This window comes from uncultured Tateyamaria sp. (assembly GCF_947488715.1).
Classification (GTDB): domain Bacteria; phylum Pseudomonadota; class Alphaproteobacteria; order Rhodobacterales; family Rhodobacteraceae; genus Tateyamaria.
Genome location: NZ_CANLAG010000002.1, coordinates 399,543 through 415,744 on the forward strand (window position 1 = coordinate 399,543; position 16,202 = coordinate 415,744).

Sequence of the window (16,202 nt, forward strand, 5' to 3'; positions counted from 1 at the left end):
CAAAAACAGTCACCTAACCCTTAATTTTGGGTTAACGCGCCCGCACATCCAGCTGTGCCAGCACATCGAGACCCTGCATGTTCAGGAAATGCAGGATGTCGATGAACACCCAGTTCTCGGCCAGCTTGTCGCCGTCGCGCCGGTAGAAATCGACCACCCGCATGTCGGCCTTGGCCCCCGAAGGCGGCAGGCCCATGTAGGGGCCGGTGCATTCCATGGTCAGGTTCGGCCAGCCAAAGAAACCGCCATAGTTCCCCTCGGCCATGCGGCAGATGTGACCGTTGAAGGTGCGCGCGCCCAGTTGGGTGCGGAACGGGCGCTGGTGCTGTTCGATGTAGCGGTCAATTGTGTAGGTCGCGCCGATGCCTGTGGGCCCCCACCAGATCATGTCGTCGTGCCAGTCGCGCGCCAGCTCGTCCTCGGGTGCGGGGGGCGTGGGCAGGGCGTTGGCCGCCGTGATGGCGTCCATCATCGCGTGGATACGATCCAGCGTTTTGGTCCCCACCGCCGGATCCTGATCGTCAAAGAGGAGGCCGTCATGGGTCATTGGCCCCGGCTGGACCAGTTGCGCACCGGTCATGCCGGGCAGGGGGTATTGACCCGCCTGCGCCATCAAGTGCAGCAGATCGACAAAGAGCGCCTGTTCGACAATGCGGTCGCCCTCGACGCGCGAAAATTCGGCATAGCGGACCATGACGATCTTGCGCGTCGGCTGAATGCCCAGAAACGGCGCATCAAAGAGCGCCATCAGATGCCCCATGGAGGCCACCCATATGCCACCACCCTCATCGAGGTGGTTGTGCCCGGCAAAGAAGATGTCCTGCCGCCGCTGCACCCGCGACATGGCTGTCAGGAAGGGCGCCCAGAACGTCGTGGCGATGGCGTCCGGCCCGGTCTGGACGTGGAAGGGGTGCATCCCGCGCCAGAGCGTGTCAGGTGTCATGTGCGTGGCCAGCGCGTTCGCAACGGTATCGGGGTTGGCACGCGCAAGGGCGGCGTGGTGGGCCTGCACGCAGGCCTTGGCACGGGAAAGATCGGTCATGGTTATCCTTGGGTGACGATCCGCAATCCGCCATCTGTGCGGATGGCACAGCTTTGGGCGTTGAGGCGGGGTAAGACGGGGGATGGGCCGGGGGGTGCGGCCTGGGCCACGGCGGGTGGGCAGGCGGGCAATTCGACGGGGGAATAGCCGCGATCACCCATGCACTGCGCCTTGACCCGTTTGCGCAAGTCGGCGTTCACGTCGACGGAATAGATGTCGCCCGGCACCCAGACGCCGCCGTTGGTGTGGCAGTGACCGGCGGCGTTGCACACCCGGTGCGGCACATAGCGCGGGGCGTGTTGCCGGGTCTGGTGTGCAACTGGCGCGTCGCGCAGGGCGGCCACGTCACAACGGGTGTTGTCGCGGTCAAGTTCGGCAAAGCTGACGCCCTCGGCATAGTAGGTCGACACCGGCAGGCATCCGCAGAGAACAAGGGGAAGAAGGGCAAGCGCGCGCATAGGTGCAGAGTGGCGAAGGACGTGTGATTTGGCAATCGTGGTTGCGACGTTTCAGAGTGACTTTGCGCAAGCGTTGACCGTCTGGCCCGTGTCTGTCATGGCTGGATGCTGAGACGGGCGACGCGCAGGTGCGCCGTAACGCGGAGACAGGGATGAAGGTCATCATCTGCGGGGCAGGCCAGGTGGGGTGGCAGATTGCCCGCCATCTGTCGGGCGAGCGCAACGACGTGACGGTGGTCGACAATGACCCCGATCTGGTGCGCCGGGCCACGGATACGCTGGATGTTCAGGGGGTTGCGGGCTTTGCCAGCTATCCTGACATTCTGGACCGGGCGGGTGCGCGTGACGCAGACATGATCATTGCCGCGACCCATTCGGACGAGGTGAACATGGTCACCTGTCAGGTGGCGCATTCGGTATTTGGCATCAATCGCAAGATCGCGCGGCTGCGCAGTCAGTCCTATCTGACGGCAATCTATTCGGACCTGTATCGCCGCGATCACATGCCCATCGACGTGGTGATTTCGCCCGAGCGGGAGGTGGCGGCGGCGGCTTTGCAGCGGCTGAGCGCGCCTGCGGCGTTTGACACGGAGTTGTTCATTGACGGGCAGGCGCAGCTCTTGGGCATTGCGCTGGACGAGGATTGTCCGGTGTTGAACACGCCGTTGCGGCAGTTGACCGACCTGTTTTCCACCCTGCGGGTTGTGGTTGTTGGCGTGCGCCGGGAGGGGACGCTGTTTGCGCCCGAGGCGTCGGATCAGCTTTTTGCCGGAGACGAGGCCTATGTCTTTGCGCATGTGGATGATGTGCCGCGTGCGATGGAGGTGTTTGGCAAGACGATGGCCAAGCAGGAGCGTGTTGTGCTGGTGGGTGGCGGCAATGTCGGCCTGGCTGTGGCGCGCGCGCTGGAAAAGCGCACGACGCGGGTGCGGGCCAAGGTGATCGAGCGCAACCGCAAGTGCGCCGAGCTGGCCGCCGAGGCGTTGGAGCGGACCATTGTGCTGAACGGTGATGGCTTGGATGTGGCGCTGCTCGCCGAGGCGGGCGTGGCGCGGGCGGACGCGATGCTGGCGGTTACGGATGATGACAAGACCAACATGCTGGCTGCGGTGCGCGCCAAGTCCGAGGGCTGTCCCTATGCGATTGCGTTGATCAATGATCCGACGCTGGTGCCGATGATGGGGCCCTTGGGCATTGACGCCTATATCAACCCGCGTGCCACGACAGTGAGTTCGATCCTGCGCCATATCCGGCATGGGCGGGTGCGGTCGGTCTATTCCATCGGCGATGCGGATGCCGAGGTGATCGAGGCCGAAGTGCTGTCGACCTCGCCCATGGCGGGGCGTCGCATCAACGAGATTGATTTTCCCGAAGGCGTTTTGGTCGGTGCCGTGCGCAAGGGTGACACGGTGATGCGCCCGGTCGGCAAGACGCGCATCGATGAGGGTGATGTCATTGCGCTCTTTGCGCTGACCAAGGATGTGCCGGAGGTGGAGCGCCTGATGCAGGTGTCCATCGACTTTTTCTGATGGCTGCGCGCGGGGCGGTGCGGCCGGGCTTTGGTGCGACGCTGTTGGCGTTGCCGCTGTTCCTGCTTTTGGTTGGTGTGTTTGCGGTGTCTATGCTGGTGCCTGCGGTCTATGGCGGTGTGGTGCGCGAATTGGCGACGGCGCGGGCGTTTTTGTACAGTGGTGTGCTGGGGGTCGTGATCTTTGCGCTGATTGGGCTGGCCCATGCAGGGCGTGATCCGCGGCATGGGGCGCTTGGGCCGCTGGTTTCGCTCTTTTCGGCCTTTGTGATCCTGCCGGCGTTGCTGGCGATCCCGTTCTACGAGGCGGTGCGCACGACGACCTTTCTGAATGCCTATGTCGAGATGGTGAGTGCGATCACCACGACAGGGGCCACCATGTTCGACGATCCGGGCCGGTTGAACGGGCCGCTGCATCTGTGGCGCGCGCAGGTGGCGTGGATGGGGGGGCTGATGATGTGGATTGCCGCCTCTGCGATCCTCGCGCCGCTCAACCTGGGCGGGTTCGAAGTGACGGCGCGGGCCGAGCCGGGGCGTAGTGCCCGCCGCGAGACGGGCATGACAGCCCCCGAGGTGCGGGTGCGGATTGCCAAGGTCAGCGCGGTTTTGATCCCGATCTACGTGGCGCTGACGCTGTTGTTGTGGATCCTGCTGGCGGTGGGGGGCGACAGTGCGTTGGTGGCGATCTGTCACGCGATGTCGATCATGGCGACCTCTGGCATCTCGCCTGTGGGCGGTTTGACCGGGACGGGCGCGGGCATGGCCGGAGAGGCGGTCATGTTGCTCTTTATGCTCTTTGCGCTGTCGCGGCTGACCTTTTCCACCGACACGGTTACGGCGGAGGCCGGGGGGCTCAAGCGTGACCCGGAATTCCGCATCGGCCTGGCACTGATGATTGTCGTGCCGCTGGTGTTGTTTGTCCGGCATTTCCTCGGCGCCTTTGATGTCTCTGCCGAAAGCGAGCTGGAGGACGCAGCCCGCGCGCTTTGGGGCAGTGCGTTTACGGTCCTGTCCTTTCTGACCACAACCGGCTTTGCCTCGGCTTTCTGGGGCGATGCGCAGGCGTGGTCGGGCCTTGAGACACCGGGCCTGCTGCTGATGGGGTTGGCGCTGGTGGGCGGCGGTGTGGCGACCACAGCGGGGGGCGTCAAATTGCTGAGGGTCTTTGCGCTCTACCTGAACGGCCTGCGCGAGATGGAGCGGCTGGTGCATCCCTCATCTGTCAGCGGCGCGGGTCCTATGGGGCGCCGATTGCAAAAGGACGGGGCGTTTATTGCATGGATCTTTTTCATGCTCTTTGCCCTCAGCCTCGCACTGATCAGCATCCTGTTGTCCGCGGCAGGCACCGATTTTGACACCGCATTGGTCATCGCCATTGCGGGCCTGTCCACAACGGGACCGCTGTTGGATCACGCCAGCAGCGACCCCATTGCGCTGATCGAACTGGGGGGGGCGGCCAAGGCGATTTTTGTGGCCGCGATGATCCTTGGACGGCTTGAGACATTGGCGATCATCGCGCTTTTCACACCGGATTTGTGGCGCGCTTAGGCGGGGTGTCGCGGTAGGTCCGTAACGGACTGTTTTTTGGGCTGGAATCTTCCCAGTCCCCGCGACATACTCACGCCGGAGGGACGGTCTGATCCGCAGGCCTAAGCAAGAAAAAAAGGGTTAACCGACATGGCTTCGGACCGACAGAATTTGCAGGATGCATTCCTGAATCACGTGCGCAAAACCAAAGTGCCCGTGACCATTTTTTTGATTAATGGCGTTAAATTGCAGGGTGTTATCACGTGGTTCGACAACTTTTGTGTGTTGTTGCGCCGGGATGGCCAAAGCCAGCTGGTGTACAAGCACGCGATCTCGACGATCATGCCTAGCCAGCCCATCAGCCTTTATGAGGGCGAAGACGCGTCCTGATGGGTGAGTTGCCGGAGACAACCCGCGCCTGGGTGCTCCATCCTGATATAAAATCCGATCCTGACCGGCGCGAAGCCAAATTCGCGCTGGCCGAAGCCGTGTCTTTGGCCCATGCGATGCCCGAACTTGAGGTCGTGGGCAGCGAGATTGTGCCGCTGCCGCGCGTGCGGGCCGGATTGCTGTTCGGGTCGGGCAAGATCGAGGAACTGGCGCAGCGGCTGAAAGAGGCCGAGGTTGAGCTGGTGTTGATCGATGGCCCCGTCACCCCGGTGCAGCAGCGCAACCTTGAAAAGGCGTGGAAGGTCAAATTGCTGGACCGGACGGGCCTGATCCTCGAGATTTTCAGCGACCGGGCCGCCACGCGCGAAGGCGTGTTGCAGGTCGAGATGGCCGCGCTGTCCTACCAGCGGACGCGGCTGGTGCGGGCCTGGACCCACCTTGAGCGCCAGCGCGGCGGTCTGGGGTTTGTGGGTGGTCCCGGCGAGACGCAGATCGAGGCGGACCGGCGTGCCATCGACACGCAACTGGTGCGCCTGCGGCGGCAGTTAGACAAGGTGGTCAAGACGCGCACGTTGCACCGTGCGGCGCGAGCCAAGGTGCCGTATCCGATTGTGGCGCTGGTGGGCTACACCAACGCGGGCAAGTCGACACTGTTCAACCGTCTCACTGGCGCTGATGTGATGGCCAAGGACATGCTCTTTGCCACGCTGGACCCGACGATGCGGCGGGTCGAATTGGAGGACGGGCCGGAGGTGATCCTGTCGGACACCGTTGGGTTCATTTCCGATTTGCCGACCGAATTGGTCGCGGCGTTCCGCGCGACGCTCGAAGAGGTGCTGGCGGCGGATGTGATCTTGCATGTGCGCGACATCTCGCACCCCGAGACCGAGGCGCAGGCCGAGGATGTGATGACCATCCTTGGCGATCTGGGCGTGGGCGAGGGGCGCACGATGTTCGAGGTCTGGAACAAGGTGGACCTGCTGGACGACGACGCGGCAGAGGCCGTCCGCGCCCGTGCAGCGCGCGAGGACGGTGTGTTTGCGATGTCGGCCATCACAGGCGAGGGGATACCCGCGCTCTTGGGGCAGGTGGCCGAGACTTTGCAGGGTGCGGTGACCCAGGAGATGCTGGTGTTGCCCTATGCCGACGGGCGCAAACGCGCGTGGCTGTTCGAGCAGGACGTGGTGCAGGGCGAGCGGCAGGGCGAGGACGGGTTCGAGTTCGACGTGCGCTGGACCGCGATCCAGAAGGCGCGGTTCGAGGGGCTTTAGCCGTGGTTCAACTTGGTCGTCTTCGTTGAAATAAACTGTGTAACCAGACCGCTGCGGTGAGTGAAAATCCGGCGTAGCCTCGTCGAGGCGGTTGTGTTGTTCGGACTGTTTGAACGGCAGTTGATGATCGTTCGGGCCGTTGTCAGGTGTCGGCGCGTTTCATCTGTTGGTGTTCGTCCTCGACCAGACCGATTTTCCAATAGCCTGATATATAGATGTCTTCGCGTGCCAGCTGTTTTTCTTGTGTCAGAAAGGCCCGTAGTGATCTGATAACACTGGATTCTCCGGCGATGCAGGTTTGTACCCGACCTGTTGGCCACTCAAGAGACCGGATAAGAGTTTCCTGCGCCGTAGAGGCGGTGTGCGGATCAGGATGGATCAGCCAATGGACGTCAATGCCTTGGGGCATGTCGATGGTCTGGCGGTCCTGCTCCGATGTGATTTCAAAGATCGCAACACCTTTTGCGTCGCGCGGCATGGCTTCGAGGGTTGCGGCGGCGACGGGAATGGCGGACGGGTCAGCGGCGATCAGATACCAGTCGGCATCAAAATGCGTGACCTTGGGACCACTTGGCCCCGCAAACCCCAGAAAGCTGCCCGCTTTGGCATGTGATGCCCAGCGTGACGCTTGCCCTTCATCGCCGTGTGCCACGAAATCGATGCTGAGTTCGCGCGTTTCCGCGTCAAAATTGCGGACTGTAAACGTGCGCCGAACCGGGGTTGGTCCATTGAGCAGACGGGCGGCGAAACTGTCTTTGGCCTCGTCCATCTCGGGAAACATAAGCTTGCAGTTTCCGCCGTTCCTGCCTTCAGGGAATGCGTCCAGCTCTGGTCCTGCAAAGACGACACGGATCATGTTGGGCGTCAAATACCATGCTTTCGTGACTGTCAGCAGCCGAACGGATGAGCGGCCTGTGGTCTTGCGCATTGCTTGTTTTATCCTTTTTATCAACGCCATACGGGTATGCCCTTGTCAGAACTTGCCGGAGTTTCCCCAGGCCTCGCGGGGGCTGATTTCCTCTTCGTTCATCCAGTGCTCAACAATCTTGCCATCGGCAATGCGGTAGAGGTCGAACACAGCGATGTCCTTGCCGCCTGCGTGTCGCTTGCCATAGGTCGTAACGAAATCGCCCTGGCCGATGAGTTGGAACATCATTTCGTATGACCCTGCCGCGTCCGAGTTCAACCACTCTGCCATGCCGGCTTGTCCGGCTCCGATCGTGGCCGCGTGTTGAACCAGATCGTCGGCTATAAAGTTCGCGATCTTGTCGGTGCCCTGCTCCTGCAACACTTGTTTGGTAAATTCGAGAACCAGCGATTTGCTGGCGGCTGTGTTGGCGCTCGTGTCAACCATGCGGCTTCCTGACACCATGCCAGCGCCCGAGACTGTTTCCTCGACAAAAGGCGCAATCGTGTCCCAGTGTTCCAGGATCAGACCGTCCGGGTCCGTATAGAACATGTCCATCGTGACCCATTTTGCGGCGCCATCGTTCAGGGATTGGTAGGCGCTGCAAAACACCCAAGGCCCGTCTTCGAAAATGCGGACAATCTCTATCTCTCGTTTTGGATTGCGCTGAACGAACGGTTCAAAGAACGCGAGGAACCCTTCGACACCGTCGGCGACACCTGTCGAATGCTGCGTGTAGCGGTGGCCGGTGTTTTTCGTGACGGCCTCACGAATGTTTCCGCCAGCGATACCGTCCAAGTAGATACCGCGCACGTTGTCCAAACCTTTTCCCATGACGTCCTCACCTTTTACGGTCGGCAGGCTGGCACCGCTGGTGCCGCCCGCCGATATCAATTCAACCGTGATAGGCTTTGCTGACGGCATAGCTGTCTTCGAACCAGTTCCAAAGAACCACCTCGCCGTCGCGTACTTTGGCGCGCAGGGCGAAGGTGAATTCGCCAATCTCCTTGCCGGATTTCGTGGTGATCCCGTTCATGTTACCGAACACGGCAACCGTGTCACCGGAGGCAAGAACATCCGTGTTCTCCCATTTGGTCGTTTGGAAGTTTTCGCCAAAGATGGGGAGGAAGGCAAAGATCTCGTCCTTGCCGTTCCACGGTCCGATCCAGGGCAGTGTCGCGTCGCCTTCGTTGTGCCACACCATGTCGTCCGCCATCAGGTTGGACATTGCATCAGTGTCGCCCGCGCCCATGGCTGCCATCAGTGCCATGACGACGTCGAGGGTTGCCTGACTGGTTTCGTCCACGCCTTGCGCACCTGCCTTGCTTGCGATTGCAAGCGCGAGTGCTGCGCCGATGGATGTTTTGAGAACTGTTCTTCGCTGCATTTCGTGGTCCTTTGGGATGTGGCGGACCGTTGTTCGGCCCCCCTGTTTGCGTGAGAGGGCTATTTGCCGGAAAGTTGCTGAAGCGCGGTGGCCCAGTCTTCGACGTGATAGGTGCGGATGATTTTGCCGGCTTCCAGCTCGTGGATATCGATGGTCAGGATGTCAAAGCTGCGCCCTTGGCCGTCGACGCCAAAGAAGGGGCCAACGGGTGTGCCGGTCGCACGGCTGCGTACGATGACTGTGTCGCCATCCTGGTGCATGTCCTGAATGGCCCATTCGATGTCGGGCATGAGTTGCGCAAAGCCGCCCATTTGACCCAGAAAGGCCGCACGGCTTTTGGCTTTGCCCGAGTAGTCGCCGATGCTTTCCCAGCCTTCTGATGTGGCACCCTGAAACGCTTCGACGTGTTCGGCGTTGCCGGGATCGCTGAGCAGATCATAGAAAACCGTCACGGTTGCTTTGTTGTCTGCAAAAACGCTTGTGGCGCAGGCTGCAAAAGCGACCGTTGCCGCGCCAAGAAGGTGTTTGATGTGCATGAGAAAAGACCTCTGAATGTTCCGTTGCGTCGTCAGATTTCGCTTGTGGGGAACGAGGTATAGCCGTTCTATGATCCGAAAAATGGGTTGTTTCCGGATGGGACTGTTCGGCTGAGGTGAATAATGATTGATAAGCTTCGCAGCATTGCGGTCTTTGCGGCTGTCGTTGATCAAGGGTCTTTTCGGGCCGCGGCGTTGACCCTTGGGCTTGCGCCCTCGCGCGTCAGCGAAGTCGTTTCGCAGTTGGAAAAGGACCTTGGGGTGACGTTGCTCTATCGCTCAACCCGTCAGCTATCGCTGACGAATGAAGGGCGCCGTTTGAAGGTTGCCGCTGATGATATGCTGGGCGCTGTTGAAACGGGGCTGGATGCCATCAGCCCGTTGTCGGGCGAGCCGTCCGGTGCCTTGAAAGTCACTGTGCCTGCCTTTGTGACGCAAACGGAATTGATGGACGATTTTGCGCGCTTCGCCAGCACCTATCCGAAGGTTGAGCTGGATTTCCATTTTTCTGATCGACCGTCGGATGTGATACGGGATGGGTTTGACGTCGCGATCAGGGCGGGGTGGCTGGATGACAGCGATCTGATGGTGCGCACGATTGGCCACGTAGACAGGTTTCTGGTGGCCAGTCCACAGTATTACGACGCCATGCCTACGCCAACGGATCCGAGCGACCTTGAGGACTGGCAATGGATCAGATTTGTCATGCGTACGGATCAAACCGAGATGACGTCGAAGGATGGACAAGTGGTCAAAGTGCTTGGGAAATCGAGCGTTTCCGTCAACTCAGCCAGTGCGCTGTACGAGTTTTCTGTCCGTGGGCTTGGACTGACGGCCATTCCGGAACATCTGGCTTGCCGTGGGTTTGATCGGGGCGAACTGATCCACGTTTTGCCGGAATGGACGATGAGCCCGTTGGGGCTGCACGCGATTTGGCCAAACCAGTCGCGCCGGGAAAACCTCACCACACTCTTTGTGCGGTTTCTTGCAGGCAAGGCTCAGAATTCTTGAGACATTCCGCGTTGTTGGGGCGTGCGTGGCGTCGAAGGTTTGCGCCCTGCGCACCGCCAATTCCGTCTGAGGCGATGAGAGGGTGATCCTAAACCGTGCGCCATTGGCCGGGTGCCAGATCGCCGAGGGACCAGTCGCCGATGGACATGCGGATCAGCCGTAACGTGGGAAAGCCGACATGTGCTGTCATGCGGCGGACCTGACGGTTGCGGCCTTCGGCTATGGTCAGTTCGAGCCAACTGTCGGGGACGGATTTGCGCACGCGGATTGGCGGGTCGCGGTCCCAGAGCGTTGGCGGGTTTACGGCGCGGGCCTTGGCCGGGCGGGTGGGGCCGTCGCGCAGGATGACGCCAGCGCGCAGGCGGTCGAGCGCGTCTTGGGTCACTGTACCTTCGACCTGGGCGAGGTAGGTTTTGGGGGCTTTGTATTTCGGGTCGGCGATGCGGGCCTGAAGTTTGCCGTCGCTGGTCAGGATCATCAGCCCTTCGCTGTCGCGGTCGAGCCGGCCTGCGGGGTAGACGCCGGGCAGATCGATATAGGCCGACAGCGTCGGACGGGTGGACCCTTGGGTGCCTTTGTCGGTGAACTGCGACAGCACGCCGAAGGGTTTGTTGAACAGGATCGTGGTCAAGGTTTCAGACCGGGTTTGCATATTTGTGGAACAATGAAGGGTGGGGTCATTGCAGGGGTTCGAGCCGGGTGACGCCCACGGCGGCGGCGCGGGCGAGCCCTTCGTCGAGCGACATGGGGATGTATTCGCCGCGGCGCCAAAGCTGTGCGAGGTCGTCGTAGTGGCGCGACAGGAAGTGGCCGGATTGTCCGGTGGAGATCACAAAGACCGAGCTGTTGGGGTCGGCAAAGTCGTAGACGCCCCGGTAACCCGCGCCGTGCACGTTTTCGAAAGGTGCGTCACCGGTGCCGCGTGTGAGGCCGCGTTGCAGGGTGTTGTCGCCGCCGGATGTGGATTGCCGGATGTTGACGAAGAAGCGCAGGACGGGGACCTGGCCCAGCACGGGGTGATCGTGGGTCGCCTGATGCGCGTCGCCCCAGCGCAGCGATTCCAGTTGGGTGCCCCAGGTTTCACCGATCCAGATCAGCGCGTCGTCCAACGCCAGCCGGGCCATGTCGGCGCAGGTTTCGACCGGGGCGGACTGGCGCACGTCGCACCAGATCGCCGCCCCGTCCACGTTGCGGAAGGCGCGTTCGATAAAGAGCGGCTCCACGTGGGTGAGTGCGTCGGTCATTGGACCCAGTTCGTCGCGCGCCATGCGGTCCTGCAGGCTGCGCAGCCACGCGGCGTAGATCAGTGGTTCGGGCCAGTGTTCGTTCATTTCGCCGTTCCACTCGGCCAGCAGCGCCAGCGCGCGCTGGCGTTGGCGTTCGGCGGTGCCTGCGGGGGCGGCCTCGCCGGTGAACCACAGCTCGGACCCGATCAGGGGCAGGAGCGAGCGGGCGGTGAAGGAGACGGTGTCGAGCTGCGCCTCGATGAAGCTGTCGCGGGTGTGGACCTCGCGGGTTTGCATCAGGCGACGCCAGCGTTGGACCCTTTGCGTGTCGCCCCAGTGAAAACTGACATGGTTGGGAAAGGGGCGGTCGACCGTCTTGTTGTTGGTGTTGCCGAGGATGCCGCCCACGGGCGAGACAAAGCCGGGGTTGGAGGCATAGGGCAAACGGCCCTGCCAACGGTTTTCGGGGCGCCATCCGAGCGCGGGCATGCGCCCCTGGCTTTGGTGTGCGGCGTCGCGGCGTGGGATCGCGCCGATGGTCTTCATGGCGATGCTGCCACGGTCGACCAGTGTGAGGTTCTGGGCGGGGGCGATGTATCCCTTAGATGCAGTGATCGCCTCGGCCACTGTTTGCGCGTGCATGACCCCCATACCGGCCGTCAACGAGGTGTCATTCGGGCTGAGCACGGTCCAGCTGAGGGCGGCCACGTGGCCGGGGGGCGTGATGGTTTCGAGGTTGCGGAAGCTGCCGGGCATGACGGGGCCATTGTCGGTCCAGCGCAGGGTGAGGGTGACGGGATCCTGACCGTCGATTTCGACGATGGAGGCGCGTGTTTCAAACTCTTTCCAGCCGTCGGGCGTGCGGTATTGGCTTGGGTTTTCGGGGTTCAGCTCTTCGATCAGTACGTCCTGGTCGTCGACATAGGCGCTGGTCAGGCCCCAGCCCAGACGCTGTGACCGGCCTGTCAGCACCAGTGGCACGCCGGGGATGGAGCCGCCGATCACGCCGCCAGTGCGCAATTCGAGGCGGGCCAGATACCATATGGCGGGGGCAGAAAAGCCCAAGTGTGGGTCATTGGCAAGCAACGTCCCACCGGATGCCGAGCGCGAGGCCGCGGCGGCCCATGCGTTGGATGCCCCGGCCAAGCCACGTGGCTGGAAGGGGGACAAAGGGTGCGCGGTGGTTGCCGCCTGTGCAAACCGTGGTTCGGTGTTGGGCACAAGTGCGGCGTATTCCGGCAGGCTGGCGATCCCGTCGCCCGGCACGTCGGGCAGGATGTCGGCCAGCCGATCCGGATCGTCGAGCACAAGCGACATGCGGGCGCGCAGCACCTCTTCGGTCATGTGGCCGGACAGTTGCAGGGCCATGAGTTTGGCAATCGCGATGCTGTCGGCGGGGCGCCATGGGGCCAGCGGCGCGTTGAAGAGGAACATTTCCGGTGCGCCGCGTCCCAGCGCCTCGGCGTTGATCTGATCGAGGCGGGCATTGACCCCCGCGGCATAGGCATCCAGTGCAGCGCGGGTGCGGGCATCCTGGGCCTCAACCGACTGGACGGAGAGGCGGTAGATGTCGAGCCTGCGCACAAAGCTGTCGACATCCAGTGTGGCGGTGCCGAACACCTCGCTCAGGCGGCCCTGCGCGGTGCGGCGCAGCATCATCATTTGCCACAGGCGATCCTGTGCGTGGGCAAAGCCCAGGCCGTGGAACACATCCGTGTCGGTGTCCCCGAAGATATGCGGCACGTTGGCATTGTCGCGCACGATCTCGACCGGGGCGGTGATGTTGGGCACACGGACAACGGCGTCGTAGTTGGGCAGGGACCGGGAGGCGAGGTAATAGACCATCGCAACGCCCAGCACGGCCAGCACGATCAGCGCCGCTGTGATCCGGACCAACCATTGAAAGACGACTGCCATATGTGCCTCTTGCTTGTTGCCCGGTGGCGTTGACCCTTGGCTCATGACTGTTAGGTAGGCAGGCAGGGAAGCGCAAGCCGTCAGCTTGTGCAAATTGCGATGACCACGTGAGGGAAAGACATGGCGAAACTGGCGTTTCTGGGACTGGGTGTGATGGGTGCGCCCATGGCGGGGCATTTGCAGAAGGCGGGCCATGACGTCACGGTGTACAACCGTACCGCGTCGCGCGCGCAGGATTGGGTCGACACCTACGGTGGTGCCATGGCGACCACGCCACGTGCAGCGGCTGAGGGGGCGGAGTTTGTTCTGGCCTGTGTCGGCAATGACGATGATTTGCGGTCGGTCTGTGTGGGGGATGACGGGGCCTTTGCCGGGATGGCGAGTGGCACGGTGTTTGTCGATCACACGACGGTTTCTGCCAAGGTCACGGCCGAGCTGTATGCGCAGGCGGATACGGCGCATATCAGTTTCGTGGATGCGCCGATTTCCGGTGGGCAAGCGGGGGCCGAGAATGCGGCGCTGTCGATCATGTGCGGCGGTGACGAGGGCGCCTATGCGCGGGCCGAGCCGATCCTTGCGGCCTATGCCAAGCTGTGCCGCCGCATCGGCGAGAGCGGGGCCGGTCAGATGACCAAGATGTGCAACCAGATCGCCATCGCGGGCCTGGTGCAGGGGCTGAGCGAGGCGCTGCATTTCGCGGAAAAGGCAGGTTTGGACGGGCGTGCAGTGGTTGAAGTGATCAGCCAGGGGGCCGCTGGATCATGGCAGATGGCCAACCGGTACGAGACCATGCTGGACGACGCGTTTGAGCACGGGTTTGCGGTGGACTGGATGCGCAAGGATCTGGGCATTTGCCTGGATACGGCAGATGAGAACGGCGCGAGCCTGCCGGTCACGGCGCTGGTCGATCAATTCTATAAGGACGTGCAAAAGATGGGCGGCGGGCGTTGGGATACGTCGAGCCTGTTCAAGCGGTTGCGCGCCATGGGATGAGGCTGCGCGTTTAGCTGTTGGCAACACAATCGGTGCATAGTGAGGCCGTGGCGCATGTCGCGCCGGGTGCCTCTTGCCATGCTTCACGCCCTGTCGACTGCTCGTGAAACCGCGGAGTTCGCGATGGCGGACCTGTTCTTTTCGCGCACGGATCGGCGGGGTGTCATCCAGTCTGGCAATGACACGTTTCAGCGGATTTCCGGCTTTGAGTGGCAGGACCTGCTGGGCGCGCCGCACCGCGTGGTGCGCCATCCGGGCATGCCCAAGGGCGTGTTCTTTATGCTGTGGGCCGCTCTGAAACAGGAACGCCCCATTGGGGCCTATGTGGTAAACCAGACGCAGGATGGGCAGGCGTACACAGTGTTCGCAGTGATCATGCCGGTCGAGGACGGGTATCTGTCGGTCCGGTTCAAGCCAAGCACCGATCACGCGGTCCGGGTCAAGGCGCTCTATGATGCGGTGACGGCCTGCGAGAAGGACGGTTCCATATCCGCCGAAGAGAGTGCCGCGCGTTTGATGGAGGGTATCCGCGACATGGGGTTTCCCGACTATGACGCGTTCATGTCGGGTGTGTTGGTGGACGAAATGACAGCCCGCAACACCCATCTGTCGCGTCACAAGCTGGTGCGGCTGCAGTCCCTGTCACGTGTGGAACAGGGTCTGGCCTGTTTGCAGGTCGAGGCGCAAAGCGTACGCGCGCTGTTTGCCGCATCCTCGCAAATTCCGCACAACCTGAGGCTTCAGGCGGCGCGATTGGAAGGGCGCGAGGGGCCGATCAGCGTCATTTCCAGCAACCACCAGCGCACGTCAGACGCGTTCGAGGCATCGCTTGGCGCCTTTCTCGAAGCCTCGACGCTGGGCGCGGCCCCGCTTCGCGAGGCGTCGTTCCTGATGGCCACGGCAAAGCTGATGACCGAAGTGGTCGAAACGCTGGACCCGCCGGGGCCGCAATCGCATGCGCGTCAGACAGAGGACCGGAGCCATCTTGTGTCGCTGGCCGCGCAATATGTCGACCGGGCCACGCGTGCGGTGTCGGATGTGCGCAGGCAGACGGATTTCTTTGAGCGGGCGTTGCAGGATATGCAGCGGATGGTGTTCGGCCTCGAGCTGACCCGCACCATGTGTTCCATCGAACAGTCACGCGCGACCGGGGACACGTCCGGTCTGGACGAGATTGTCGACAAGCTAAAGCAGGCGGAAATGCAGTTAAGCGCCATCATGACACGGATCAGTCACGCGGTGTCAGACATGATGGATGGCGCAGAGCGGCTGAGCCGGTCCGCGCCTCTGTGTGTCGTATCAGGGCAGGCGACGGAAACCGCCGCCTGATCCCGAGCATCAGGGAATGATGCGGGTGTATTTGGTGCCTTCGAGCGTGGCACCGATCCGCAGGCCCGCGCGGGCAAAGACCGCCGCCAGCACCGGGGACAGGGCCGTGGTGGTGTCAGCCGCCACGCTGTCGCCCTGATCGGACACCACATATTCGAGGTCCGCACCAGCCGCCCAGCCAGGGGAACGGCGGAAATCGGTGAGCGCGTCCTGGGTCATAAAGAACAACACGTGGGCAAATTGCTGTGCGCCGATTTGCAGGCCACCTGACCCTTTGAACACCGAATAATAGTCCACGGTCACGTCATTGACGAGAAGTGCGCCACGGCCATATGCGCCGCCCAGGCCCAGACCGGCCTCGGTCACTAGTGGCATGACAAGCATGCCGTTGGCCTTTTGCGCCAGCGACACCGTGTTGGGATAGCTGCGATACATCTCTTCCAGCGTTGCGTTGACCCGCGCGTCGATCAGGGTGGACCCCCGGCTGCCGACACCGTTTCCGCATGCGGCAAGCACGCCCGTGCTGGCCAGCGCCCCTGCGGCGAACGCGCGCCGCGAGATACCATTCGTTTTCATGTTGAACCGCCTGTACTGCTCAATGTGGTGCGCGGTTTGCCCGCGCTTGTGGGCAGGTATACGCCGATTGCGCGCACCTGTCACCACTTTGCAGCGCTTTGGCA

16 protein-coding genes are annotated in these 16,202 nt (G+C 62.3%); 7 read left to right on the forward strand and 9 right to left on the reverse strand.

The window, feature by feature from the left end; genetic code table 11:
- Nucleotides 1-31: 31 nt before the first annotated feature.
- Nucleotides 32-1,042: an ester cyclase gene (locus Q0936_RS06275; protein ID WP_299298756.1), complete on the reverse strand. Its 1,011-nt coding sequence runs from the start codon at nt 1,040-1,042 to the stop codon at nt 32-34.
- 2 nt (nt 1,043-1,044) lie between these two features.
- Nucleotides 1,045-1,452, reverse strand: coding sequence for a hypothetical protein (locus Q0936_RS06280; RefSeq protein ID WP_299377952.1), 408 nt, complete (start codon nt 1,450-1,452; stop codon nt 1,045-1,047).
- A 200-nt stretch (nt 1,453-1,652) separates the two neighbouring features.
- Here Q0936_RS06280 and trkA point away from each other — a divergent pair, with 200 nt between their 5' ends.
- The 4 genes from trkA to hflX all read left to right on the forward strand — a co-directional run bounded on the left by trkA (nt 1,653) and on the right by hflX (nt 6,216).
- On the forward strand, nt 1,653-3,029 hold the full coding sequence (trkA, locus tag Q0936_RS06285) for a Trk system potassium transporter TrkA (protein WP_299140985.1): 1,377 nt from the start codon (nt 1,653-1,655) through the stop codon (nt 3,027-3,029).
- Nucleotides 3,029-4,576 (forward strand): potassium transporter TrkG, encoded by a 1,548-nt coding sequence (locus tag Q0936_RS06290; RefSeq protein ID WP_299298762.1) that lies wholly within the window; start codon nt 3,029-3,031, stop codon nt 4,574-4,576. The genes trkA and Q0936_RS06290 overlap by 1 nt, the downstream gene beginning before the upstream one ends.
- Nucleotides 4,577-4,705: 129 nt before the next feature.
- Entirely contained in the window at nt 4,706-4,945 is a 240-nt protein-coding gene (hfq, locus tag Q0936_RS06295) for an RNA chaperone Hfq (RefSeq protein ID WP_007119530.1), read from the forward strand.
- Nucleotides 4,945-6,216: a GTPase HflX gene (gene hflX, locus Q0936_RS06300; protein ID WP_299140989.1), complete on the forward strand. Its 1,272-nt coding sequence runs from the start codon at nt 4,945-4,947 to the stop codon at nt 6,214-6,216. The genes hfq and hflX overlap by 1 nt, the downstream gene beginning before the upstream one ends.
- A 142-nt stretch (nt 6,217-6,358) precedes the next feature.
- On the opposite strand, the gene Q0936_RS06305 is transcribed toward hflX, so the two are convergent.
- From Q0936_RS06305 to Q0936_RS06320, 4 genes are all read right to left on the reverse strand, one after another.
- A complete protein-coding gene (locus Q0936_RS06305; RefSeq protein ID WP_299298765.1) occupies nt 6,359-7,144 on the reverse strand; it encodes a siderophore-interacting protein in 786 nt (261 codons plus the stop codon).
- A gap of 45 nt (nt 7,145-7,189) precedes the next feature.
- Nucleotides 7,190-7,957, reverse strand: a complete 768-nt coding sequence (locus tag Q0936_RS06310) for a nuclear transport factor 2 family protein (RefSeq protein ID WP_299298768.1) — start codon at nt 7,955-7,957, stop codon at nt 7,190-7,192.
- Nucleotides 7,958-8,018: 61 nt separating this feature from the next.
- Nucleotides 8,019-8,510 carry a nuclear transport factor 2 family protein gene (locus Q0936_RS06315; protein WP_299298770.1) on the reverse strand — a complete coding sequence of 164 codons (492 nt, stop codon included), beginning with the start codon at nt 8,508-8,510 and terminating at the stop codon, nt 8,019-8,021.
- A gap of 59 nt (nt 8,511-8,569) precedes the next feature.
- Nucleotides 8,570-9,046, reverse strand: a complete 477-nt coding sequence (locus Q0936_RS06320; RefSeq protein ID WP_299298772.1) for an ester cyclase — start codon at nt 9,044-9,046, stop codon at nt 8,570-8,572.
- 123 nt (nt 9,047-9,169) lie between these two features.
- Between Q0936_RS06320 and Q0936_RS06325 the strand changes: the two genes are divergently transcribed.
- A complete protein-coding gene (locus Q0936_RS06325; RefSeq protein WP_299298774.1) occupies nt 9,170-10,057 on the forward strand; it encodes a LysR family transcriptional regulator in 888 nt (295 codons plus the stop codon).
- Between the two features lie 88 nt (nt 10,058-10,145).
- Here Q0936_RS06325 and Q0936_RS06330 read toward each other — a convergent pair whose 3' ends face one another.
- Together Q0936_RS06330 and Q0936_RS06335 are read right to left on the reverse strand one after the other, a co-directional pair.
- Nucleotides 10,146-10,688 carry a pseudouridine synthase gene (locus Q0936_RS06330; protein ID WP_299140998.1) on the reverse strand — a complete coding sequence of 181 codons (543 nt, stop codon included), beginning with the start codon at nt 10,686-10,688 and terminating at the stop codon, nt 10,146-10,148.
- Between the two features lie 46 nt (nt 10,689-10,734).
- Complete coding sequence (locus Q0936_RS06335) at nt 10,735-13,200, reverse strand: penicillin acylase family protein (protein ID WP_299377956.1); 2,466 nt, start codon at nt 13,198-13,200, stop codon at nt 10,735-10,737.
- A gap of 120 nt (nt 13,201-13,320) precedes the next feature.
- Here Q0936_RS06335 and Q0936_RS06340 point away from each other — a divergent pair, with 120 nt between their 5' ends.
- Nucleotides 13,321-14,193: an NAD(P)-dependent oxidoreductase gene (locus tag Q0936_RS06340; RefSeq protein WP_299296057.1), complete on the forward strand. Its 873-nt coding sequence runs from the start codon at nt 13,321-13,323 to the stop codon at nt 14,191-14,193.
- Nucleotides 14,194-14,316: 123 nt separating this feature from the next.
- Nucleotides 14,317-15,522, forward strand: a complete 1,206-nt coding sequence (locus tag Q0936_RS06345) for a PAS domain-containing protein (RefSeq protein ID WP_299296059.1) — start codon at nt 14,317-14,319, stop codon at nt 15,520-15,522.
- 9 nt (nt 15,523-15,531) lie between these two features.
- On the opposite strand, the gene Q0936_RS06350 is transcribed toward Q0936_RS06345, so the two are convergent.
- Nucleotides 15,532-16,098 carry a YSC84-related protein gene (locus Q0936_RS06350; protein ID WP_299141002.1) on the reverse strand — a complete coding sequence of 189 codons (567 nt, stop codon included), beginning with the start codon at nt 16,096-16,098 and terminating at the stop codon, nt 15,532-15,534.
- Nucleotides 16,099-16,202: the final 104 nt, after the last annotated feature.